At 61.3% G+C, this 23893-nt stretch carries 24 protein-coding genes; all 24 read left to right on the top strand.

Going from position 1 to position 23893, the window contains the following annotated elements:
* The first annotated feature begins 27 nt into the window (after window positions 1-27).
* Window positions 28-1461, top strand: coding sequence for an aldehyde dehydrogenase family protein (locus tag BHQ18_RS27155; RefSeq protein ID WP_011559069.1), 1434 nt, complete (start codon window positions 28-30; stop codon window positions 1459-1461).
* 315 nt (window positions 1462-1776) lie between these two features.
* On the top strand, window positions 1777-3237 hold the full coding sequence (locus BHQ18_RS27160) for an MFS transporter (protein WP_013470367.1): 1461 nt from the start codon (window positions 1777-1779) through the stop codon (window positions 3235-3237).
* Entirely contained in the window at window positions 3227-3655 is a 429-nt protein-coding gene (locus BHQ18_RS27165; protein WP_069416759.1) for a MarR family winged helix-turn-helix transcriptional regulator, read from the top strand. Before BHQ18_RS27160 ends, BHQ18_RS27165 begins: the two co-directional genes overlap by 11 nt.
* A 284-nt stretch (window positions 3656-3939) precedes the next feature.
* Window positions 3940-5331, top strand: coding sequence for a Rieske 2Fe-2S domain-containing protein (locus BHQ18_RS27170; protein ID WP_069416760.1), 1392 nt, complete (start codon window positions 3940-3942; stop codon window positions 5329-5331).
* The gene (locus BHQ18_RS27175) at window positions 5328-5870 is read left to right on the top strand and encodes an aromatic-ring-hydroxylating dioxygenase subunit beta (RefSeq protein ID WP_069416761.1); all 543 of its coding nucleotides are present in this window, start codon (window positions 5328-5330) and stop codon (window positions 5868-5870) included. The genes BHQ18_RS27170 and BHQ18_RS27175 overlap by 4 nt, the downstream gene beginning before the upstream one ends.
* A 106-nt stretch (window positions 5871-5976) precedes the next feature.
* Complete coding sequence (locus tag BHQ18_RS27180; protein WP_069416762.1) at window positions 5977-7008, top strand: 2,3-butanediol dehydrogenase; 1032 nt, start codon at window positions 5977-5979, stop codon at window positions 7006-7008.
* Between the two features lie 54 nt (window positions 7009-7062).
* A complete protein-coding gene (locus BHQ18_RS27185; RefSeq protein WP_069416763.1) occupies window positions 7063-8316 on the top strand; it encodes a CaiB/BaiF CoA transferase family protein in 1254 nt (417 codons plus the stop codon).
* Complete coding sequence (locus tag BHQ18_RS27190; RefSeq protein WP_069416764.1) at window positions 8313-9479, top strand: thiolase C-terminal domain-containing protein; 1167 nt, start codon at window positions 8313-8315, stop codon at window positions 9477-9479. Before BHQ18_RS27185 ends, BHQ18_RS27190 begins: the two co-directional genes overlap by 4 nt.
* Before the next feature lie 36 nt (window positions 9480-9515).
* The gene (locus BHQ18_RS30815; RefSeq protein WP_069416765.1) at window positions 9516-9974 is read left to right on the top strand and encodes a Zn-ribbon domain-containing OB-fold protein; all 459 of its coding nucleotides are present in this window, start codon (window positions 9516-9518) and stop codon (window positions 9972-9974) included.
* A gap of 52 nt (window positions 9975-10026) precedes the next feature.
* Window positions 10027-11007 (top strand): FAS1-like dehydratase domain-containing protein, encoded by a 981-nt coding sequence (locus BHQ18_RS27200; protein WP_234794336.1) that lies wholly within the window; start codon window positions 10027-10029, stop codon window positions 11005-11007.
* 30 nt (window positions 11008-11037) lie between these two features.
* Window positions 11038-11235: a ferredoxin gene (locus BHQ18_RS27205; protein ID WP_069416767.1), complete on the top strand. Its 198-nt coding sequence runs from the start codon at window positions 11038-11040 to the stop codon at window positions 11233-11235.
* Window positions 11236-11486: 251 nt separating this feature from the next.
* Window positions 11487-12902: an aromatic ring-hydroxylating oxygenase subunit alpha gene (locus BHQ18_RS27210; RefSeq protein WP_069416768.1), complete on the top strand. Its 1416-nt coding sequence runs from the start codon at window positions 11487-11489 to the stop codon at window positions 12900-12902.
* Window positions 12899-13453 carry a 3-phenylpropionate/cinnamic acid dioxygenase subunit beta gene (locus tag BHQ18_RS27215; protein WP_011559080.1) on the top strand — a complete coding sequence of 185 codons (555 nt, stop codon included), beginning with the start codon at window positions 12899-12901 and terminating at the stop codon, window positions 13451-13453. Before BHQ18_RS27210 ends, BHQ18_RS27215 begins: the two co-directional genes overlap by 4 nt.
* A 99-nt stretch (window positions 13454-13552) precedes the next feature.
* On the top strand, window positions 13553-13996 hold the full coding sequence (locus tag BHQ18_RS27220) for a cupin domain-containing protein (protein WP_011559081.1): 444 nt from the start codon (window positions 13553-13555) through the stop codon (window positions 13994-13996).
* 89 nt (window positions 13997-14085) lie between these two features.
* A complete protein-coding gene (locus BHQ18_RS27225) occupies window positions 14086-14964 on the top strand; it encodes an NAD(P)-dependent oxidoreductase (RefSeq protein ID WP_069416769.1) in 879 nt (292 codons plus the stop codon).
* Between the two features lie 165 nt (window positions 14965-15129).
* Window positions 15130-15648: a MarR family winged helix-turn-helix transcriptional regulator gene (locus BHQ18_RS27230; protein WP_036348802.1), complete on the top strand. Its 519-nt coding sequence runs from the start codon at window positions 15130-15132 to the stop codon at window positions 15646-15648.
* 451 nt (window positions 15649-16099) lie between these two features.
* Window positions 16100-16999, top strand: a complete 900-nt coding sequence (locus BHQ18_RS27235; protein WP_069416770.1) for an alpha/beta fold hydrolase — start codon at window positions 16100-16102, stop codon at window positions 16997-16999.
* The gene (locus BHQ18_RS27240; protein WP_011891579.1) at window positions 16999-18315 is read left to right on the top strand and encodes an aromatic ring-hydroxylating oxygenase subunit alpha; all 1317 of its coding nucleotides are present in this window, start codon (window positions 16999-17001) and stop codon (window positions 18313-18315) included. The genes BHQ18_RS27235 and BHQ18_RS27240 overlap by 1 nt, the downstream gene beginning before the upstream one ends.
* A gap of 2 nt (window positions 18316-18317) precedes the next feature.
* The gene (locus tag BHQ18_RS27245) at window positions 18318-18830 is read left to right on the top strand and encodes an aromatic-ring-hydroxylating dioxygenase subunit beta (RefSeq protein WP_069416771.1); all 513 of its coding nucleotides are present in this window, start codon (window positions 18318-18320) and stop codon (window positions 18828-18830) included.
* 36 nt (window positions 18831-18866) lie between these two features.
* On the top strand, window positions 18867-20096 hold the full coding sequence (locus BHQ18_RS27250) for a Gfo/Idh/MocA family protein (protein ID WP_069416772.1): 1230 nt from the start codon (window positions 18867-18869) through the stop codon (window positions 20094-20096).
* Between the two features lie 19 nt (window positions 20097-20115).
* The gene (locus BHQ18_RS27255) at window positions 20116-21069 is read left to right on the top strand and encodes a DODA-type extradiol aromatic ring-opening family dioxygenase (protein ID WP_069416773.1); all 954 of its coding nucleotides are present in this window, start codon (window positions 20116-20118) and stop codon (window positions 21067-21069) included.
* A 527-nt stretch (window positions 21070-21596) separates the two neighbouring features.
* Window positions 21597-22376, top strand: a complete 780-nt coding sequence (locus BHQ18_RS29360; RefSeq protein ID WP_036348132.1) for a 3,4-dihydroxyphthalate decarboxylase — start codon at window positions 21597-21599, stop codon at window positions 22374-22376.
* Between the two features lie 236 nt (window positions 22377-22612).
* Window positions 22613-23464: a 3-(cis-5,6-dihydroxycyclohexa-1,3-dien-1-yl)propanoate dehydrogenase gene (hcaB, locus tag BHQ18_RS27265; protein WP_122963548.1), complete on the top strand. Its 852-nt coding sequence runs from the start codon at window positions 22613-22615 to the stop codon at window positions 23462-23464.
* 12 nt (window positions 23465-23476) lie between these two features.
* A partial coding sequence (locus BHQ18_RS27270; RefSeq protein ID WP_459167238.1) for a VOC family protein occupies window positions 23477-23893 on the top strand: 417 nt, incomplete at its 3' end.

Here is a 23893-nt window from a genome sequence, read left to right on the forward strand (position 1 = left end):
GTGGTAGACGACCCACGGAGTGCAGTCATGAGAACGTGGACGCTCCCGCTAGGTGACGCAACTTTGCAGGGCCAAAGCGTCTACGACGTGGAGGATCCGTGTACCGGCGACGTGCTGACCCAGGTGCCCGACTGCAGCAGTGAGGATGTCGACAGGGTGGTGGCGACTGCACATGCCGCTCAACGCGATTGGGCGCTGCGGACGCCTCGCCAGCGCGGCACCGCGCTGCGGGCTTTGGCGACACTCATGCGCGATCACTCTGAAGAGCTCGCGCTGCTCGACGCAATTGACGGCGGCTTTCCACTGCCTGCGATGCGCGACGACGTCACGTGGGCGGCCGACGTGCTCGAGCTGATGGCAGACGACGCGCTCGACCTCGGCGGACGGACTATCCCGCTCTCGGCGAACCTGCACTACACGCTGCAGCAGCCCTACGGCGTAGTCGCTCGAATCGTCCCCTTCAATCATCCCGTCCTATTTGCAGGATCCAAGATCGCCGCTCCGCTGATGGCGGGGAACGCCGTGGTGCTCAAAGCTCCCGATCAAACACCGTTGTCGGCCATCCGGCTCGCCGAGCTCGCCAGGGAGGTCCTGCCCGAAGGCCTATTCGGGGTGGTAACCGGGCACGGGGCAACTGCCGGCGCCGCGTTGGTTGCCCATCCACTAGTCCGGCGAATCGGCTTCATCGGCTCCCCGGGCACGGGCCGACATATCCAGCGCTTGGCGGCCGAGCACGGCGTCAAATACGTCACGCTGGAACTCGGCGGCAAGAACCCGATGATCGTCATGCCCGACGCCGACCTCGAGGCGGCTGCCAAAAGCGCCGTGGTAGGGATGAACTTCACCACCACCGCGGGCCAATCATGCGGATCAACAAGCAGACTGCTGCTGCACGAAGCGATCGCTGACGAGGTGATTGATCTGGTCGTCGATCAGGTCGCTGCCATCAAGGTAGGCGACCCGCTCGTTGACGGCACGGACATGGGACCCGTCATCGACCAAGCGCAATACTCAAAGTCGTTGCGGGCCATCGAGTCAGGACGGGCGGGCGGCGCCAGCGTACTTACCGGTGGAGGACGCGCGCAGGGTGTTGGTAGCAAAGGCTGGTATGTCGCCCCGACCGTATTGGCTGGAGTGGCACCACAAGCCGATGTCGCCCGCGACGAGATCTTCGGGCCCGTTCTTTCGGTGCTGACCGTCCGTGACGAAGCCGAGGCTGTCGAAGTTGCCAACAGCGTCGAGTTCGGGTTGACCGCCGCGGTGTGGACCAACGACGTAAGCCAAGCCCACCGCATGGCTGCGGGACTTGATGCCGGCTACGTCTGGATAAACGGCAGTGCACGCCATTACTGGGGTTTGCCCTTCGGCGGTTGGAAATCGTCAGGTGTTGGATCCGAAGAGTCCACGGAGGAACTGTTGTCCTACACCCAAGTCAAGGCAGTAACCGTCACCTTGGACTGAACTGCGTCGATGCGCTGGAAGGCGTCGACTGCGGACGGTGACCTTTCTCGCAATCGAAATCCTGTGGGAGAACTGCTATTTGACGTAGGGCGTCAGTCGGCCGTGCATCGGCGCCCCAGACGATAAGCGACCGATTAGAAAATCGACTCGGGACACGGCATCGCGCCGTTGCGGGTATGTGACACGCGGCTGTTTCCCCCGGAACCCCTCCGATGCCCGCGGCGGCGGCTATGTCCGGCGTCGGGTCGGGCAGCACGCAATCGACTGGTGCACGCCGACTTGCGCTAGCATCAGTTGTAGTTTCAAAATAGTTGTGTGAATGAAACTGTTGTCGAACGACTGAGCCGCCGGCACAAGGCCTTCGTCCTGGCGTCCTGCTGCCTGAGCGTGCTCATTGTGTCGATCGACGTGACCATCGCCAACGTTGCAATCCCGAGCATCCGCGCCGACCTTTCGGCGTCGCCTTCGCAAATGCAGTGGGTCATTGACATCTACACCTTGATGGTGGCCTCGCTATTGCTGCTCTCGGGTGCCATGGCCGACCGATTCGGTCGGCGGCGTACGTTGCAGATCGGGTTGACAATCTTTGCGTCGGCCTCCCTACTGTGCAGCGTGGCTCCCAACGTCGAAACGCTGATCGGCGCCCGCTTCCTGCAGGCGATCGGCGGTTCGATGCTCACTCCTGCTGGGTTGTCGATCGTCACGCAGGTGTTCACGGGCAGAGTGGAGCGCGCGCGCGTCATCGGCATATGGGGGGGCGTCGTAGGCATCTCGATGGCCTTGGGTCCGATCATGGGCGGAATACTTCTCGAGTATGTTGACTGGCGAGCAGTGTTCTGGATCAACGTGCCGATCTGCGCGCTTGCGGTGCTGTTGACCGCGATCTTCGTTCCCGAATCCAAGTCGGTCACCATGCGCCACGTCGACCTGATCGGCTTGGTCCTGGGCATGGCCTTCCTGTTCGGACTGGTGTTCGTGCTCATCGAAGGGCCAGGGATGGGCTGGACCGACACCCGCGTCGTCGTTAGCTGTTGCCTCGCAGCGCTGGCCTTCGCGACATTCCTGCGCTACGAGTCACGCCGCCTCGACCCGTTCGTCGAGCTCCGATTCTTCCGCAGCATCCCGTTTGCTTCGGCGACGGCCATCGCGGTGTGCGCATTCGCTGCATGGGGCGCGTTCCTGTTCATGATGTCAATCTATTTGCAAGGGGAGCGCGGGCTTTCAGCGGTGAATACCGGGCTGATGTTTCTGCCCGTGGCCGTCGGCGCATTCATCTTCTCGCCCTTGTCTGGCCGGCTGGTGGGGCGATTTGGTGCCAGACCGTCGCTGATGATCGCCGGCGCATTGATCGTCGCCGCGACTCTCATGTTCGCGCAGATGAGCGACGCTACCCCGCAATGGCGAATGCTGGTCGCCTTTGCGGTTTTCGGCGTCGGTACTTCGATGGTGAACGCACCGGTCACAACCGCGGCCGTCAGCGGTATGCCGACCGACCGCGCCGGTGCGGCGGCGGCTATCACATCCACGAGCCGACAGGTGGGCGTCGCCATCGGTGTGGCCATATGTGGCCCGGTCGCTGGTGCGGCATTGGGCGACACCAACGTCGATTTCGCGGTCTCCGCCCAGCCCCTATGGCTAGTGTTCGCTGGAGTTGGTGTGCTGATCTTCACGCTCGGTGTCTACTCGACGTCGAAGCGCGCGCTGCGCTCAGCAGAGCATCTGGCGCCGCTGATCGCAGGAACCGATCCGCGACGGGAGGCTGCCGATGTCGCGTAATCCGGAAGCGGACGAGGTCTGGCGCGCGATGACCGCACTGGTCACCGACAACCGCGACAGTTGGAGGCGAGCGACCGTCGACCAGACGGGCCTACCTTTCAGTCGCATCCGGATACTGCTCCGGCTGTCCCGCGGGTCGATGACCGTCAAAGAGGTCGCGCACGCCGTGACAATCGATCCCCCGGCGGCCACGGTGGCCGTCAACGATCTGGAGGACCGCGGCTTAGTCATGCGTCAGACTATTCCCACCAACCGGCGGTACAAAGTGGTATCACTGACCGACGCCGGCTGGTCGATGGTGGCCACCATCAATGCGGTCGACGACCCGGCTCCCGAAGCGCTTGCGGCACTTGACGGTAATGAACTGAGGGCGCTGCGCGATGCGATAGCAAGAGTCAGCGCCGCCGCCAAACACTGAATGAAAGCCGCGGCCGGATCGCTCAACGAACGACTCTCAGTCCGGCCTAGCGAACCTGCAACTTGCCAGGGTCGCTGTGGGGTACTGCAGAAGTCGGGTCAGATGGCGGGATTGGTGGACCAAGGGCCGCGACTGTCGAGAAGAACTCTGTTCGGTTGGAGTCCTGGGTGGCAGACGTCGGTCTGCGAGGGGATGCCGGCTGATACCGCCGTTACCGCGGTGGCCTAAATAATAGCTTGCAAACAGTTGTCATCCTATGTAAGCTTCCGTGTGATGTAGCCCACATGAGTGCTCACGTTCTAGGGGCACAAATCGATAGGAAGGTGCGCCCGGTGGATTCGATGGCGCCTGATGCGACGACAATGCGAACCTTAGAGAATGCGCGCGGCTCCATCCTAAAGGGTCGCCTCCCTGCGTCTCTCATCGCTAATGCAGCGCTTTACGAGCTTGAATTGAAGCGAGTATTTGGTAGGACCTGGCAGTTTCTCTGCCACGAAGACGAGATCCCCAATGCGGGTGACTATGTAGTGCGCTACATCGCTGATAACTCAATTATTGTCGCGCGGCAGCAGGATATGACGATTCGGGCGATGTCGAACTCGTGTCGGCACCGCGGCACGCTGCTTTGCCGAACCGAGTCTGGGAATGAGTCGGCGTTCCAGTGTCCGTACCACGGTTGGACCTATCGAAACAACGGTGATCTCATCGCGATACCTGCGCAGCAGGCAGTGTACGGTGCTGCGTTCGACAAGAGTCGGCTAGGGTTGCGCGCTCTGCCGATGCTGGACTCGTACGCGGGCCTTGTCTTCGGGTGTGTGTCGGATGAGGCGCCGGGACTGGATGAGTACCTCGGGGACATGCGCTGGTATCTCGACTTGATGATGAAGAAGAGCCCGGCCGGCCTTGAGGCGTGGGGTGCCCCGCAGCGTTGGGTGATTGACGCGAACTGGAAGACCGGCGCCGACAACTTTGTTGGGGACGGCTATCACACGGTCATGACGCACCGTTCGATGTGTGAGCTGGGGTTGTTACCGCCCGATAATGTGGCCGTTTCGCCGGCCCACGTCAGCCTATCGGGCGGGCACGGGGCGGGCGTTCTAGGCGCACCACCCGGCATACCCGCACCGCCGTACATGGGCTATCCGGAGGAAGTCGTCTCCGGTCTCAGCGAGGGTTACGGCGATGACGTCCATGGCGAGATGCTGAAACGGACGATGTTCATTCATGGCAATGTGTTCCCGAACTTGTCCTTCTTGAACGCCTTCATCGCCAAGGACGGGGAGTCTATGCCGGTGCCCATTCTGACCTTGCGGCAATGGCGTCCCTTGGACGCAGCGCGTATGGAGGTGTGGTCGTGGTTCTTCGTGGAGCGCAACGCGCCCGAAGAGTTCAAGCAGCAGTCGTTTGAGACTTATGTTCGGACGTTCGGGGTCGGGGGTGTCTTCGAGCAGGATGACGCCGAGATATTCCAGGCTATTACCAAGGGAACACGCGGCGAGTTGGCTGGTGGTGTGGAGCTGAACCTGGAGATGGGACTGGACAATCTGGCTCCTGATCCAACGTGGCTGGGCCCGGGACGACCGTTGGCCAGTGGCTACGCCGAACAGAATCAGCGCGAGTACTGGAAGCAGTACTTCGACTATCTGGCCACACCGAGAAGGGATGAGAACGTATGACGACAACGGTGCCGCAGGATTCACCTAAGGCTGCGAGGGTTTCGCGCGACGTGCGCGAGGAAATCGAAGACTTCCTTTTCGACGAGGCCGATCTGTTGGATCGCGATGAGTTCGAAGAGTGGCTGGAATTGCTGGCACCGAATGTGCACTATTTCGCGCGCGTCCGTCAGACGCTTCGCAGAGCAGGTGGCCCGGGGTTCTCTGAGCGCTCTATGCACCTGAGTGATAACTACACGAGTCTGAAGATGCGTATTCAGCGGCACCGAACGTCGTCGGATTGGGCTGAGGATCCTCCGTCGCGGATCCGGCACTACATCACCAATGTCAGGGTCAGGTCTGGTGAGGACGGCGATGAGTACCGTGTGACGTCGAATGCGTTGCTGGTGCGCACGCGCGCGGACGAGCCTAAGGCGGAGACAGTCGCTGCCGAGCGCCGAGACATTATTCGTCGCGACGAGACGGGTTTGAAACTGGTCCAGCGCGAGATCCTGCTGGATCACACCACATTGCCCACGCACAACCTGTCATTCTGGATCTAAGGTGCCGGTGAGCTTGACATCATTACGGCGGCGCCTCCGCCGAAACTCCGGCCCACGAACGTTGTGGCCGAGCGAATTTGGGTCTGTCCTTAAGGTAGGCCGGTAGGTGCGCGCAGCTATTTATCACGGCCGCGAAGACGTGCGGATTGAAGAGCTTCCCGATCCGAGTCCACGTGCGGGCGAAGTGGTCATCGAGGTGGCCCGAGCGGGGATCTGCGGCACAGACCTGCATGAGTACATCGCCGGTCCGATGCATGCTGCGCCAGGGGTCGTCATTGGCCACGAATATTCCGGGACGGTGGTCGGCGTCGGGCCCGGCGTGCGCGAGTTCACCGAAGGTGACCGAGTCTGCGGCGTCGGCGTTTTCGGCTGCGGTGAATGCGGCTTCTGCAAACAGGGGGCTGAAGCACTCTGCGGAGCAGTCGGTTTCATCGGCTTCGCTGTCAACGGAGCACTTGCCCGCTACGCGTCGTTGCCGACGAAGGCGTTGTTTCGCATCCCGGATGAGATCAGTCTCGCCGAGGCTGCCGTCGTTGAACCGATCGCGTCGGCGTACCACGCTGTCCGCCGTAGCGGGTTGGCAGCGGGTGGGACCGTCTTCATCGCCGGCGCTGGCCCGATCGGCCTCGCCCTGGTGCAGTTCTCACTTGCCAAAGGTGCGACTCAGGTCATCGTCAGTGAGGTTTCGGCGACGCGCCGCGTTGCCGCTCACCGGGTCGGGGCTACGCGCGTAATCGATCCTCTGGCTGAGGATGCAGTTGAGGTGGTTCGGATGTTGACGAACGGAAACGGCGTCGACATCTCCTTCGACGCTGCCGGCGTACAACCCGCGCTTGATGCGGCGTTGGGCGTGCTGCGCCCCCGCGGTCGATTGATGGTCGTGGCGATTTGGGAGGCTCCGGCTGGTATCGACATCAATCGAAGCATCATGCGCGAAGCAGATATTGGCTTCTCATTTTGTTACGAAGCGCAAAGGCAGGTCCCGGCGATTCTTGACTTACTAGCTACGGGGGCGATCAGCCTCGGTGAACTCATCACCGACGAGATCCCGTTGGATGCCGTGATCAGTCAGGGCTTCGAGGAATTGCGCGTCAACCGCGATGCACACCTAAAGATACTGATCGACCCATCGGCATAGCTGCGACCGGTATCGCACGCAGTAGATGTCACACCGCCGCACCAAAGGAGTTAAGTGTCTGCCAATATGGAGAGCCTGTTCGACGGTCTGACAGTCCTCGAGCTGGGGCATGTGATCGCGGCGCCTTTCGCTGCGTCGCTGATCGGCGACTTCGGAGCACAGGTCATCAAGATCGAAGACCCCGGTTCAGGCGACATGTTGCGCGGGTCCGGTCCGAGGAAAGACGGAGTGCACCTTTGGTGGAAGTCCGCGGCGCGGAACAAGTCAAGCGTCGCTATCGATCTGCGTCTCCCCGAGGGGCAAGCGCTGGTGCGCAAAATGGTCGAACGCGCCGACGTGGTGATCGAAAACTTCCGCCCGGGAACGCTCGAGCGTTGGGGACTGGGATGGGAGGAACTGCACGCAGCGAACCCGCGGCTGATCATGTTGCGGATTTCTGGGTATGGCCAGATCGGCCCGGAGAGCGCAAAGCCGGGATACGGACGGGTCGGCGAAGCCATGAGCGGAGCGGTACACATCACCGGGCACCCTGACCGACCACCGACGCATTTCGGTTTCTCCCTGGGCGATGTCACGACAGGAATCATGGGTGCGTTCGCTGTTGCCGGAGCACTCTTCAAACGTGAAGCGATCGGGAATCGCTTCGATGGGGAATGTATCGACCTGGCTCTCTACGAGTCACTGTTTCGTGGAATCGACTGGCAGGTAATCCTCTACGACCAGTTGAACTATGTTGCCGAGCGTCAGGGCAACCAGTTTCAGGTCAGCCCGTCACCGGTGTCAGATACTTATCTCAGTTGCGATGGGGTGTGGTACACCGTGGCGACCGGCACCGTCCGGTCAGTACAGAGCCTGCTCGAACTGCTGGGCGGCACGACTCTGCGCAACGATCCGAAGTACGCGACACAGGAACTGCAGATGTTGCACCGCGAGGAGCTCGGCGAGATGGTTCGCCAGTGGTTCGCCGAAAACAACTCCGATATTGTCGAAAAGGCCTGCGCGAGCATGGGTGTCGTGGCTGCGCGGATCTTCACGCCGGCAGAGATGTTCTCCAGTCCCACGTTCGCGGCTCGCGAGAGCCTGGTCGAGGTCGCTGACCAGGAATTGGGTCCGGTCCGCGTCACCGGGGTGGTGCCGAGGTTGACGAACTTTCCCGGATCCGTGCGCAGCACCGGGCCCCGTCTCGGGATCCATGGCCAAGAGGTGCTGACTGAGTGGCTCGGCTTGGCCGACTCGGAGTACGAGGCGCTGGTATCGAGTGGCGTCGTCGGGGCGGTCGACGTTGACGGAGAGGTTCCAGGGCATTGAATTCGCTGCGGGACAAGGCTTGCATCGTCGGCGTTGGTCATACGGTCTACCGTCGTGATGCCACTGAGTCGGCAACGGACCTTGGCCTGCAGCTTGAAGCGGCCCATGCCGCGATCGTGGATGCCGGGCTGTCGGTTGGCGAGATCGATGGCCTCATCTGCCCGATCAACGGTGGCACGGCCGAAGATTTCATCGCGAATCTTGGCCTGACGAATGTTCGTTACGCGGTGACGTCCCATACCGGAGGCGCGGCAAGTGTGGCGGGTCTGGCAACTGCGGCGATGGCGGTTTGGTCGGGCGTCGCTCGCCATGTCCTCATTCCCGCGGGCTGGTGTGGGTACTCAGGTCCGCGTGCCCGCGGGATGGCATCGAGCGCGGACATGGCGATAGGCAAGGTTGTCCGGGATTATTACGCGCCACAGGGCGCGGTGTCGGCGGTGCACCAGTATGCGCTCGTGGCCGACCGCTACGTCCGCAAGTATGACGTGCCGCCTGAAGCGATGGGGGCGGTGGCAGTTGCGTTTCGTGCTAACGCGCAGCTCAACTCGAATGCGGTGATGTGCGGCCGTGAGTTGACGATGCAGGACTACCTCGACGCTCCACCGATCAGTTCGCCGTTGTGTTTGTTCGATTGCAGTTTGGAGACCGACGGCGCAGCAGCGGTGGTGGTATCAGGGGCCGAATGTGCGGCTGACGGCCCGCACCGGCCGGTGTTTGTGATGAGCGTGGCGGAAGGTCGCCCATTTCCCGTCGACGAATTCGCCAACAGGGCCGATCCATTGGAGATCGGGCTCGCCGAGGCGGCGCCGCGCGCGTTTGCCGACGCCGGTGTCGCCCCGTCTGATATCGATCTGCTCGAGGTTTACGACAGTTTCACTGTCAACGTGTTGCGGCAGATCGAAGCGGCCGGATTCTGCAAGGCGGGCGAAGCAGCGGATTTTGTACTCGACGGGTGTATCGCCGCGGACGGCCTGTTGCCGACGAATCTCAATGGCGGTTTGCTCTCCGAAGCGCACGTGCAAGGGATGAACAATCTAGTCGAGGCGGTGCGGCAACTGCGCGGGGGCTTAGCGGAGCGCCAGGTCCACGACGCGGAGTTGGCCGTAGTGACCGGTATGGGCGGCGGATGGGGTTCAGGTGCTCTCGCCATATTGCGTCGGTGACGGCGTTGTGACTGGCCGCTTCACAAGGGGCCCGATGTGAGGCGAACGGAAACGGATGTCGCAGCACCGCTGTTGCCATCCCTGGAAGGTCTCACGGCGGAGTTCTATGAGCATTGCCGACGTCAGGAGCTGTCGTTTCAGCGGTGTTCAAGGTGCGGCCGTTGGCGTCACGTTCCTCGCCTGACGTGTGCTGGCTGCGGCAGTAACTCCTGGTCTTGGCAGAGGTCGTCGGGCAGGGGAGTGGTATTCAGCTACACGGTTATTCACCGCGCGCTGCATCCCGGGTTCGACGAGGCCGTCCCGTTCGTGTGCGCCGTTGTCGAAATGGATGAGGGTGTGCGGATGGTGGCACGGATAGTGGACCTAGTTGCCGACCGGACGGCGATGCTGGTTGATGCGGCCGTCGAGGTTGTCTACGTGCACGTCGCCGATGATGTTGTGCTGCCGGCATTTCGGCTGTCCGCTGCGGAAGTGCGGGGCAATGGCCGCCGCTGACGAGTTACGCGATCGTGTCGGTGAGAAGATCCACTTTCGAGGAGCCGACTCGGTGACGCAGAACGACATCCGCCGCAAACTGGAGGTTTTCACCTTTTCCTGCCCACTGCATGACGACGAGGCGGCAGCGAAGGCGCACGGCTACCTCGGCGTCGTGGCCCCGGTGACGATGACCCCGCTGTGGGGGCTGCCGCCGTATTGGGCACCCGGACAGCCCAGTCCCTATCTGGTCGACGGGCAGGAGATGACGGGCACCATCACCGACACGCTGGCTCTGCCATTCAGCCGATCGGTCAACGTCAGCAGCGAGTGGCAATACCACACACCGCTGTACTTGGGGGACAGGTTGCAGGGGACTACGACGATCATCTCGGTAGAGCAGAAGCGCACCCGGGTGGGTACCGGAGTCTTCCTGCAATACGAGTCGGAGTACGTGAAGTTTTCGGGAGAACTGGTGGCGCTCAACCGAAATACCGTCTTCAACTACGACCCAGGCGACGCCTCCAGGCCTGAGCCCGGCACTTCGGCCCGCGCCCAGCTGGGCGACCGAGGTCCCCGCACGCGCTCAGTGGATGATGCCGATACCAGTGTCGACTGGAACACGCCAGTTCAGTTCGACGACGTTACGGTCGGTGCGCAAGTGCGCGGACCGGCTCTGGCCCTGACCTACCAGCGCATTGTGATGAACATTGCCGCGGATCGCATGTTTTCCGGGATACACCATAGCGCCGCGGCCGCTCATGCCGCGGGGCTTGCCGACATCATCTTCAATACTCGTGGCCTGGAAACTCTTTTCGAGACCGGGCTTCGTCGCTGGATGGGCCTTCGCGGCAGGTTGGTGCATCTGGGTCCGTTCAAGATGAGTGCCTCAGTTCACCCGGGCGACGTCGTGCAGGCGCGATGGACGGTGACTGGCAAGCATGCCCAGGCTGGCGCAGAAACCGTAGATCTCGATTTCGGTGTCTTCGCCGGGGATCGGCAAGCGGTGCAAGGGATTGCCACCATCGCCCTCGATGGCAAAGAGCAAAGCTGATCAGAAGTTCGTAGGACAAGAGGGGTTCCCATGAGTGTCATCAAGGCGGACGTGGAGGTCTGCCAAGGCTACGCGAACTGTGTCGTTGCAGCGGCCGACGTCTTCGACATCGGTGATGCGGGAACCGTTGTCATTCTTGATGACACGGTAACCGAGAGCGCTGAGGCAAGGATCGTCACGGCAATTCGCAGTTGTCCCGTCTCGGCTTTACGTCTCGCAACGATTTGAGTGAGACGGCCGTGAACGTGCAAGTACCAGCGGGTGAGTGCGTCGACCATGGTTGAGACGAGTTGGTTCCCGAATGTGCTTGCGTTTCAACCGGCATGAGTTCTGCTGCTTGCAGGCCGACCGGGGTCTGGCTCCACTCGACGAGGTACGACGTGAGATCGACGCCTGGCAGACGCGGTGACGGTTTGTGGTGACCTGAGTCACGGCTGTCTCGGGGGTGGTTCGGGCATTACAGCAAAGGAAAGGTAGCGATGACGTTAAGAATGATTACTTCAGGCGGTTCAGATCAAACCGCTCGTAGTCTCGTCGATGTCGATCGCGGGGAGATCAGTCGCGAAATCTTCATCGATGCTTCGATTTTCAACCGTGAGTTGGAGTATTTGTTTCCGCGAGCCTGGTTGTTTGTGGGCCATGCCTCGCAGGTGTCTGCGCCGGGCCAGTTCTTCTCGTCGAGGATGGGTTCGGATCCGGTGCTGTTGACCCGTGACGCTCAAGGTGAAGTGAATGTCCTCCTCAATTCGTGCCGACATCGGGGTATGGCGGTGTGTCGCTATGACGAGGGCCGTACGCTGCAGTTCACCTGCCCCTACCATGGCTGGTCGTACTCGATGGACGGTTCGCTGGTGTCCACTCCAGGGGATTTGCACGGTGTGCCGCAGCAGGGCATGGCCTACGGCAATGGCCTTGACAAAGCGAGTTGGGGACTTGTCAGGGCTGCCAAGGTGCACAACTTCAAAGGCCTGATCTTCGCGTGCTGGGACCCCGCCGCCCCGGATTTCGACGAGTATGTCGGCGACTTTCACTATTGGCTGGACAACCTGGCTGATGCTTTCGATGGCACCGAGGGCGCGACCGAGGTGTTCCGTGGAGTGCAGAAGTGGCGCATCAGATCGAATTGGAAGTTCGTTTCAGAAAACTTTCTGGGCGATACCTATCACGGGGCGACGACTCACGCCTCAGTTGAACAGGTGGGTATCGGCCCGGGCGGCAGAAACTCCCGGCGTCACGGTGAACGACCGGATCAGGGTGGTTTTTCGAAGGGCCGAGTGAAGACGTCGTTTCGTACGGGCCACGGTGCATCGGACAACCTGGCGTATGAGATCGCCTATCCTGAGTTCGCCGAAGAACCGGCCTTGAGTGAGTACTTCTCCCAGGCCTGGGCACTCCGTAAAGAGCGGTTAGAGGCGCAGGGCAGACAGCTCGGTGGTCGTGGCCCAGCGACGATGTTCCCCAATATGTCGTTCTCCGCCGGTTTTCCGCGGACGATCCTGGTGTCACACCCGATCAGCCCCACCGAAACAGAAGTGTGGCGGTGGTACCTCATCGACAAGAACGCACCCGACGATGTACGTGACTGGCTGCGCCGCTATTACATGCGCTACTCGGGTCCTGGAGGGATGACGGAGCAAGACGATATGGAGAACTGGAATTACGCGACGCAGGCCAGCCAGGGCGTGATAGCCCGGCGCTATCCCTACAACTATCAGCAGGGTCTCGATATGGAAACTCCCAGTGCGCTCGACCAGGCTGTGCATTCTCACCACCCCATCGCAGGCGAGGTGAATGCACGCGCCTTTTACCGGCGATGGGCCGAGTTCACCGACAACCTCTCGTGGCCTCAACTCATCGAACTTGCCAAATCCGACGAGAGAGCCGCACGGTCGTGAGTGCAACGGGCGGTGAAATTTCCACGAGGCAGGATGCGGTAGAGAAGTTGCTGCTTCAGGCCGAAATCGCCGATTTCCTCTATCGGGAAGCCGACCTGCTCGACGAACGACGTTACTCCGAATGGCTCGGTCTGCTCACCGACGACTACGAGTACTCCGTTCCACTGCGGGCGAACGTCGCCTACGACGACCTCGCGCAGCTGGAGCAGACTCAGGAAGGTCACGACATCTGCTGGTTCGACGAGAAAAAGGAGACCGTCGCTTTGCGGGTGGAGCAGCTGATGACTGGCCTGCACTGGGCCGAAGAACCCGTCTCGCGAGTGTCACACCTGGTTACCAACGTGCGTATTGAAGGAGTAGACGGCGCGGAAGTCGATGTGAGTTGCCGGTTCCTGGTGTATCGAAACCGGGTCGCCGATGAGACTGATTTGCTGGTCGGCCGGCGCAAGGACCGGTTGCGCCGCGTCGCCGGTGACTGGCAACTGTGCCGTCGCCGGCTACTCCTCGACCAAACGGTCTTACTCGCTAAGAACCTGTCGATCATTCTATGAAGCCGGACCGTGTCCTTGAACCCTTGACCTTCAGCACGGCAAAATATATTCTTCTCTAAACATATTTGATGGGTCGCGACCGATGAGGGGGCAGCTGGATTGTCTACTTCGCTCCAACCGAAGCGGCGTGCCGATGACGTGACCGCCCTGCGTGTGATGACAGAGGAAATGCGCCCGCTTCTCGTCGGCGACGGGTACCAGATGTTCGATGTGCGCGCTCCGCAATCATCGGGCCCACCGCCGCACCAGCATCCCTGGGATGAAAGCTATGTCGTGCTGGAGGGCGAACTGTGGGTAAGCCGCGGCGGCGAAGAAGCGACCCTGCAGGTGGGTGAGGCGATTCGAGTGCCGGCTGGCGTCGTGCACGCCTATCGCGTTCTCTCTGACGGCGCCCGGTGGATCACGACTTCGTCTTGCCCGGGCGGCGCGCTGGATTTCTTTTCAGACGTGGACGAAACGTCGAACGGTCCGGGTGACGTGAAGGCCCTCATTGAGGCGGCCAAGCGAAACAGTGTCCGATTCGCCGATCCGGCGCTGGGATAGCCGTCTGTTGAGCCACCAGGCCGCAGATGCCGGCATTCGCCGACGGTGTCGGTAGTCGGTTTACGGCCTGACATTCGGTGGTCGGTGTCATGAGGCGGGTCGGCGTGATCGGCTTGGGCGGCATGGGTTCCGCGCTGGCGGCGTCACTTCTTGCGACGGACCATTACGTAGTCTGTTTCGACATTCGGCCCGACGTATTACGCCCAATTGTGGAGCTAGGCGCCGAGGCTGCTGCGGACGCGCGTGAGTTGGCCGGCGCATGTGATGTCGTTTTGACGTTCCTCCCGGGGCCGAGTCAGGTGCTGGAGGTGGCGCTCGGGTCGGAGCGAGGTGTCCTGGCCGGCCTTGCCGACGGGGCCGCCCTGCTGGATATGTCGACCTGTAATCCCGAGGTCGCAGCAATCATCGGTCAGGCCTACGACGCGGCTGGGAGGCGTTTTGTCGATTGCCCCGTCAGCCGAAAGGCGCCGAACATGACCGTTCTGGTCGGAGGGCCAACCGGGGTGCTCGGCCCTGATGCCGATGTCCTCGCCGCCGTCTCGCGCACCTTGGTGTACTGCGGCCATCGAGGTGCGGGATATGCCACCAAGCTTCTCAACCAGCACATCAAGTACAGCTGGTACCTCGCTTCGGCGGAAGCCCTCTTAATCGCTGAGGCGATGGGATTGAATGCCGGCGAGGTAGCCGACGCGATCGCGGAGTGCAGCGGGGGGGACTCGGGTCTCACCACGGCGGCGGCGTACTTCCGCCACGACACCGAGTCAGTTAGGAACCGCGCCCCCGCTAGCACCATTACGAAAGACACCGCGCTCGCGGAACGAATGGCGACGAACGCCGGTATCCGCAGCAGGACGCTTGAGCCCGTCGTGGACTTCTTCCAAAGTGTTGCGGCCTCGGAGTTTCGCGACCGTGCCTACCCCGAAAGCACAGAACTTCTTCAACGAATCCGGTCGATGCCTCCGAAGTGAACCCCTACGTCTTGAGTGCGACCCCCGTCACGCTGTATAGCTAACTGAATTGTTAACGGGCCGAATATCGGTGAGCGGAAAGAAAGACCACCGACCATTTGCCGGTATGATCGGCACCCGGTGGAGATGTCTGCCAAACCGCTGATCAACGTTGCAAGGGACTTCATGAGTACCGAGAAGTTGACGATGGCCGAACAGGTCGCGGCCAAGACCCGCGAAGCCGGACCCGATCACGACCCCTCTTCGTTGGCGCTCCCGCTTGCGCTCTACCGTGCTGTGACCGCCTTCGGTCGGGTAGCCGTCGATGAGTTGACGCCGGTAGACCTCTCGATGAGCCAGTTCAACGTTCTGACCGTCCTGAAGCGCGCCGACGGGCCGATGACGATGGGCGCACTGGCCGATTCTATTTCTGTACGCCAAGCCAGCCTGACGAGCGTGGTGGACACGCTGACCAAGGCAGGTTTTGTCACACGCAAGGTGAATCCCCGCGATCGGCGCTCGGTTGTGGTCGCGATATCGAAGAAGGGCGATCAGTTCATGACCGAGTTTCTGCCCGGTCATTACGACTTTCTGCAGAGACTCTTTGCCGGTATCAACCCGCGACACAGGCAGCAGCTGCTTGCACGACTGAACGAACTAATAGATTGCTTGGAGAACTACCCGAGTGGCCAGCGCACCTCCTGATCGGTCCCCGGGTATAGGACGGTCGACGCCGCTACGGTGCTGACGTCCACTCACCGGTCCTCGCTTGGCATCCACGGCTCCAACTGAGTGGTCTATCGGGTGCACTCAGGTAGTGAGTACTCCCGAGAAGAACGTTCGCTCGTCGGCTAGGTTGCGTCCGACCTTGGTGAAACGTGGCAGTCCGCGTGGCGTTCAGGGTTTGTCGCGAGGTGCGAATGACATTGCGGCACAGAAAGAATTATTGATACGACGCTGCACGACCGCAGCGAAGAACTGTGTCGATGTGATGGTCGACAGTTTGCGTCGCCAGCCGCACCGCTGCGCCCGCTTGACGTGGGCATCGTCTCCCCTTCGAGAGTCCATTTACACAGGAGCCTAAATTTCTACCTTGCAGATATTCGTGAAGTATGATAAAAACTGGGTACTGCACTGGCTGAGGGGACGTCGAAGGTTGCATAAAGACGCTTCAATTTGTGTGAGCTTGCTTGGAGCGGAAACACGCTTCGTAGATGTCGACGGCGTCCGTACCAGGACAATTCAGGCAGGGGAAGGTCCGGACCTCATTCTCATGCACGGGGGAGGCGGTCACGCCGAAGCCTTCGCCCGCAATGTGACGGCGCTGTCGCGTCATTTCCGAGTGCATGCGCTGGACCTGTTGGGTCACGGTCTCACCAGTGGTTGTGAGGTCGCCCCGAACCGTAAGGACTATGTCACTCACCTACTCGGATACATGGACCAGGAAGGCATCGACCGAGCCCACCTGGTCGGCGAGTCGTTAGGAGGTTGGATCGCGGCGTGGACTGCGTTGGAACATCCCGACCGTGTCGACCGGTTGATCTACGTGTGCGGCGCGCGGTTGACGCTAGAGGTCGGCGCCGATGCCGAGGCTCGCACCGCTGCCGGGCGCGCAGAGCTTGCCCGGGTCACCCGGCAATTCCTGGCTGACCCGAGTCCGGCGAATGTGCGGGAGAGGATGGCGTGGCTTTTCCACCACCCTGACCGCGACCTGACCGATGAACTGGTGGCGCTGCGGTGGGCGCTTTACCAGAGCGAAGAATCGCGGTCGGCACTGACGAACGCGACGGCGCCGCCCTCAGCGGCGACTGCTGAGGACAATCTCACGGCTGAGCGATTAACCAGCTTGACCAGGCCCACGCTCGTGCTGTGGACGAGTCACAATCCCTCGGCGACGGTGGAATTCGGACGGCGGGCAGCCGAGCTAATTCCCGGCGCTGAATTCGCATTGATGGAGGATTGTGGCCATTGGCCGCAGTGGGAACGGCCGGAAGAGTTCAACCAAATCCTCACCAACTATCTTCAAGGTGATCGCGAGTCCCGAGGGCAACGTTGATGGAGACAATCGGTTCCAAAACCGGCCCGGCGCTGCCGATAGACTCCTCGGCCTTCTACGACGAGGCGGTGTACCAGCGGGAACTCGACTCCATCTTCAAGCGGTCGTGGCTATTCGTCGGCCACGAGTCCATGATCCCCAAGCCCGGTGACTTCCGCACAACCTATATGGCCGACGACGCCGTGATCGTATGCCGGGACAAGGAATCTCGTGTTCGTGTGCTGCTGAACAAATGTCGGCACCGGGGCAATAAAGTCTGTCAGTTCGACAAGGGCAACGCGAACATCTTTCACTGCAGCTATCACGGCTGGAGTTACGACACTGCCGGACGGCTGCGCAGTGTTCCGCTAGCCGAGAGCGCCTACGGGCCGCAGTTCGATAAGGCCAGCATGGGCCTCGTCTCCCCCCGGGTAGCTACCTACAAAGGACTTATCTTTGCTTGCTGGGATCAGTCGGCGCCGCCGCTGGAAGAATATCTGGGGGAGGGCCTGCTGTGGTACCTCGACAACTTTCTACTCGACTGTGACCCCAACGGCCTGCAGGTCGTTCCCGGCCTGCACCGCTACCTCATGCCCGTCAACTGGAAGTTGTTGGCCGAGAACTTCGGCGGCGACCAGTATCACTTCGCTGCCACTCACGGATCGGTTTCCGCACTGTCGAAAGCTGGGCAGACTGCCCGCATCAACTTTTCGATAGACGAGGGGCAGCACTACAGCGTGGTTCTCGACGGCTGCGCGCCCCATGGGTTGCTGCAACTGGCAGTCGGTAAGAATTTCTATCAGGACGATCTCGCCCAAGCCGAAACGCTGGGTACCGAAGCAGTCGACTGGCTAACCGAGCGGCAGCGCCTGCAAGACGAGCGGTTGGCGACATCCCCCGTGCAGCCCTACAGCTTTCACGTAGCCAATATCTTCCCAAACTTCAGCATGATTGGCATGGGCACGGCCTTTTACGGTCGGGGATTCATCATGTGGCAGCCTCGGGGACCGCGGTTGACCGAGGTTTGGGAGTGGTGTCTGGTGGAAAGCTCCGCGCCCCGTGCTGTCAAGGAACGCATGGTCTTCGTCTTGAGTCAGCGGCAATCGGCGGCCGGTCTCGTGACGCCCGATGATCACGAAAACTTCGAACGATTGTCTGACGCCCTTGACACCGGAGTCGCCCGGGATGTGCCGTTCAACTACTCACTCGGCGAGGACGTCGAACCAATGGAGTCGCTGGTTGCGGAGTTACCCGGCAATGTCAGGCCGCAGATCAGCGAAGCCTACCAGCGCGAGTTCTATCGGCACTGGCACCGAACTATGACGGAGCCGGCCTAGCCATGGAGACCAGCCAGTTGGACGTGGAACTGCGGCTGCGAATAAACGAATTCTATGCGCGGGAGACCATGCTTCTCGATGATGGGCGGCTGGACGAGTGGCTGGGCTTATTGGCGCCGGATGTCAGATACACGATGCCATTCCCAGAGTCCAGCACGCATCCGGTCGACGATGATGACGGCCTACCGCCGTTTCTGTTGTTCAACGACGACTACGAATCGCTGAAGCTGAGAATTGCCCGGCTGGCTACTGGGCTCGCCCCCGGGGAAACTCCACGCACGATCACTCAGCGCATAGTCAGCGACATCCTGGTCACCGATGTATCCGATCAAGAGCTGAGCGTCCGATCCAGCGTCATGGTGTTTCTCGTACGCCACGAACGCCACGAGAGCTTCTTCATCGGCAAGCGACAAGACGTTCTACGCCGAGACGAAGACTCGTGCCTGCTGCTGGCCGCCCGGGACATCACCCTGGCTCATAGCGTTCTTCCACGAGCGATTTCGATCTTCTTCTAATGCCCAGTCGTCCACAAGCCCTCAGTTAGGTCGCACATGACAGATGTCGCGTCACGCGAGCTCGGCCTAGGATTTCTCGGAATCGGTCAGGCAGTCGCCCGAATCTTCCAGCAGTACCCGGACATGTCGACGCTGCCGTATCGGGTTGTGGCGGCTGCGGATACCCGATCACACTCGCTCGCCCGCTTCGCCAACGAGTTTTCCGGCCAGACCTACACGAACGCAGAGCAACTGTGTGCCGATCCAAGCGTGGACGTCGTCTACATCGCCACCCCTCCCGAGCTGCATCGGGAGCATGCGCTAATGGCCGCACATTACGGAAAACACATGATCGTCGAAAAGCCGTTGGCCATGTCGATCGACGATTGCACTGCAATGGTCGAGGCGGCCCAGGCAGCGGGCGTACAGCTGATGGCCGGCCACACACACAGCTTTGACGCGCCGGTGCGAGCGATGGCCGAACTTGTCGGCAGTGGCGAACTCGGCGAGTTGCTCATGGTCAACACCTGGAACTTCAATGACTTCAATCGGCGACCGTGGCCTACTTCGGAATTGCGCTCGACCAGCGGGCCAGTTCTCAACCAGGGGCCCCATCAGGTCGATATCGTGCGGCAAATAGTCGGCGGTTTGGCCAGAACAGTGCGTGCGTCGACAATATGGGACGACGTCCGGAAATGCGTCGGGGGATACACCTGTCATCTCGGATTCAAATCAGGAGCTTCCGCCACGCTCGTCTATGACGCGCGAGCTTTCTTCGACGTCGCGGAGTTGCACTCGTGGGTGGCAGAAGACGGCGGCCGCCGCAGCCCCCAAGCCAACCAGCGAGTAGCCAACAACTTCGCTGCGCTCAGTCAGAACCCTGACCACCTTGAAGTCGCACTGGAAGCTCAGAAGGAACAGGGCCGCTACGGTGCTGCGACGACGACCGAAGAGTCACAGGAGCTGTGGGGTTACTCCGCCCCCGGAGAGATCATCCACCACCCCTACTTCGGCCTGACCGTGGTTTCCTGCGAACGCGGCGCGATCAGGCAGTCGCCCGACGGGCTGGTGGTGTACGGGCAGAACGGATTGCAGGAAATACCGGTCGCGCGCACCATGCGGGGCAGGGCCGCAGAGTTGGCTGAACTACATCGGGCGATCACTGAGGACCGCCCTGTTCAGCACGACGGTCGCTGGGGGCGCGCGACGCTAGAAGTATGTTTCGCCATCCTGCAGTCGGCCTACGAAGATCGCGAAGTCGTTCTCTCCCACCAGGTATCGCTGTGACTTCAGATGAGGAGAAATCGTGGGTGAGATTGTAGCCGGTTACGCGTCGTCCCATGCCTTCACTTTCATCCCGCCTCCCAGGTGGGAAGGCTTCCGCATAAAGAACAGGCAAAGCTACACATTGCGACGCGGTAAGACCCCACCTCGCCTGAGGAAAGACGAAGAACCATTCGACGACGCTGCGGCGCGTTACGCGCACATCGAGAACGGGCTTCAAAGGCTGCGTGACAGCATCAGACAAGACCGACTGGATTGCCTGATCATCATCGGTGATGACCAGAACGAGAACTTCGACGGTTCGGCACTGCCCCAGATAGCCATCCACACAGGAGATGGGTTCACAGTGTCTGACCGCTTCTTGCCAGACGCGCGGTTTTGGAAAAGTTCGCCCGAGCTCAGTAAGGACTTGAGTGAGCACACTGTCGAGGCGGGGTTCGACGTCGCCACCGTTGTCGATTTCCGTGAGACCACCTTGCACTCACACGCCCATGGCGAGATTGTGGCCAATATCCTTGGAGACCACCAAATCCCAGTGGTGTTGGTATTCCTCAATGCCGTTCACGTGCCGTCGTTGTCGCCTAAACGGTGCTTCGCGCTCGGCCGCGCGATTGCCGACGCCGTGCGGTCACGCCGCCCTGCAGACGAGAGGATAGGTCTTTACGCGTCCGGTGGACTTTCACACTTCACTGCCGGCTTTCCGTGGGCTGCCTACGATGGGCCGCGCGTTCACGGTTCAATCGACGACGAATTCGATCGCCGCACCCTGAAGTGCCTCGCTACCGGAAACGGCTACGAGCTGAGCAAACTGACCAGCGAAGACCTGCTCAACTCTGGCAACATCGAGCTGAGATCGTGGATATGTGCTGTCGGCGCAGTCGGCGGCAACACGCCATGGGCCAGCGTCTATGAGCCCATTCCCCGCGCCCTGATGGGAATGGCCGTCGCCTGGACGAACTGCGAAGTCACTGTTTAGCGCGTCGAACGTGAGGCACGCGAAATTTGATTCGGCGGGTGTGTGGGTTATCCGCAGACCTCCTCGACGTTTGCACTGAGAACCCCCACGGTCGACGGAAGATGTCGTCGGCCGTGACCCTGGGACGAGGGCATGTCTGCCCACCCTCTGGCCCAGTCAACCGGCAGCACCGTGGGGCGACCGAGACTTCGCTCGCGAAAGGGTATGTGTCCCAATGTCGTTGTTGCGCCGCCTGCGCGGACAATAGACCCACACCGAAACCAGAGTCTCTGTTTTACAGAGTAGATTTCTGTTATACAGTAAGGCTATTAGGTACAGCGCCTAACTGCGTGGAAGTGATTGCTCGTGGTTAACGATGCCCTTCTGCTTCGGGGCCTCAACAGCCCAAGCTCCATAAGAACGGACAAGGAGGCGAACCGGATGGCCATTTACGCTGCCAGCACCGCCCATCGCAGTTTGGGTAAGGCATCCGCAGACTTCGCTGTCGTCGTCAAGGACGGCGTCGACACCGAAACCCCGAGCTGGCGATGAGCTCCACCCCTTCGGGCGCAGGGCTAGACACCGAACGACACGCCATCGCGCTGGCCTGTCGCGTCCTGGCGGCGCGCGACTTGGCGCCAGGCATCCTCGGCCACATCAGCCTGCGCGTCGACCGAGATCGACTGCTGATCCGATGTCGTGGTCCGCGCGAGCGAGGGCTCGCGTTCACCAGCGCAGAGGACATCCGGATGGTCACGTTGGACGGTACAGCGGGCGGCAAAGGAGAACTCGACGATGGTTACCAGCCGCCGAACGAATTGCCACTGCACACCGAAGTGCTCCGCACCCGCCGCGATGTCAATGCTGTGGTTCATGCGCACCCCGAGGCGGTAGTCGCCGCCGATCTCGCCGGTCTGGCTGTCCGACCGATTGTCGGAGCGTTTGACATACCCGGTTTTCGGCTCGCCGCGGCTGGCGTGCCGGTCTATCGGCGAGGCGTATTGGTGCGCAATCGGCAACTAGCCCAGGAAATGGTTGCTGCTATGGCAGACCGGCCGGTGGTCGTTCTTCGGGCCCACGGCCTCACCAGTGCTGCGGAAACCGTCGAGCGGGCCGTACTACAGGCCATCAGCGTCGACACGATCTCGCGTTTGTCGCTCCAGATCGCTTCTGCGGGTGGCACTCTGGCTGATTTGCCTGACGCTGATGCAGCAGAGCTGCCTGATCTCGGTAACGCTTTCAACGAGACCATCGCGTGGCGTCACGAGTTGGGGCGCCTCGAAACCCATGGTTTGTCGTGTCACCCATCGGAGAAAAGGTCCTCATAGGCACATCCGGGCACGCGCTTATGTCCATTGCCGCGGGTGGTCTGGGACGCGGCTTCCGATCCCATCGGACCATTGGCGTAGACATCCCCCGCACTCTCCTCGCCCGAGCATCGAGACCCGCGTGAATCGGAGCTTCGACAGCGCTGCGCGGATAGACCCCCCATTCAGCGGCGAGGACGCTGGTGGGCAGATGCAGAGCAACAAGAGCATTGCGCATCACCGGAGGGACGATAGTTTTGAGTTGGTTGACCGGGCAAGTCGCCCTGGTGACCGGCGGGGCAGCCGGAATCGGTTTGGCCGTGGTCGAGCGTTTCTTGGCCGAGGGCGCATGCGTGGGCGTCCTGGATCGCTCGGAAGGCGACCTGGCTACCATCGGCAACGCCGACGGCAGGCTCATCGCGGTAACAGGTGACGTGACGTCGTATGCAGACAACGTCATGGCGGTGCGCGAAACGGTCGATGCGTTCGGAAAGCTCGACGTCTTCGTCGGCAACGCTGGGATCTTCGATTACTTTGCCCCTTTGGTGGGTTTCGACGGAGCCGACCTCAGCAGCGCCTTCGATGAGATCTTCGCGGTCAATGTAAAGGGCTACCTCCTTGGTGCCAGGGCCGCCGTTCCTGAACTCCTCAAAAGCGATGGCCCGAGCATGATCTTCACCGTCTCCAACTCTGGCTTCTATGCCTCCGGTGGCGGCCCGCTGTACACCGCTTCCAAGCACGCAGTCGTTGGCGTAGTGCGTGAACTGGCCTACGAGTTGGCGCCGAAGATCAGGGTGAATGGCGTCGCTCCAGGCGGCACGGTAACGGGCCTGCGTGGAATCGAGGACCTCGGCCAGGGTCAGGACGTGTTGTCATCGGTGCCCGGCATCGCCGACATTATGAGTACTACAAACCCATTGCAGTACGCGCAGCAGCCCGCCGATCACGCCGGCCTGTATCTGCTACTCGCGTCTGCAGACAACTCGCGAGCGGTGACCGGCGTCGTCATCAACAGCGACGGCGGCTTGGGCGTGCGGGGCCTCAACCAGCCGTCCGGAGGGCTGGAACTTGCCACCGGCGCGATGCGCATCGACGTCGGGTCAACATAGGAGGTTTTACACATGTTGGTGAAAGCGTTGGGTTATGTGGGTGTGGAGTCTCCGGATGCGAAGGAGTGGTTGGCGTTCGGTCCGGAGGTTTTGGGGATGGAGGCGGTTGAGGCGTCCAGTGGGTCGGTCCTGTTGCGGATCGACGACGCGGATCACCGGATCGCCGTTCATCACGGGGACCGCAACCGGATGCTGTATGCGGGCTGGGATGTGGGCAGCGAGGAGGCGCTTGAGGCTGCCGGGGAGTTGTTGCACAAGCGGGGTATTGGGTTTGAGGTGGGAACCGAGGAGGACTGCGCAGACCGCGGGGTGTTGGGCTTTTTGACGCTGTCGGATCCTTCGGGGTTGCGTCATGAGTTGTTTTACGGTCAGAAGGTGGTGCCGGGTTCCTTCCGGCCCGGTCGTGCGATATCGGGGTTCGTCACCGGT

The sequence above is a fragment of the Mycolicibacterium flavescens genome, from assembly GCF_001722335.1.
Lineage (GTDB): Bacteria > Actinomycetota > Actinomycetes > Mycobacteriales > Mycobacteriaceae > Mycobacterium > Mycobacterium flavescens.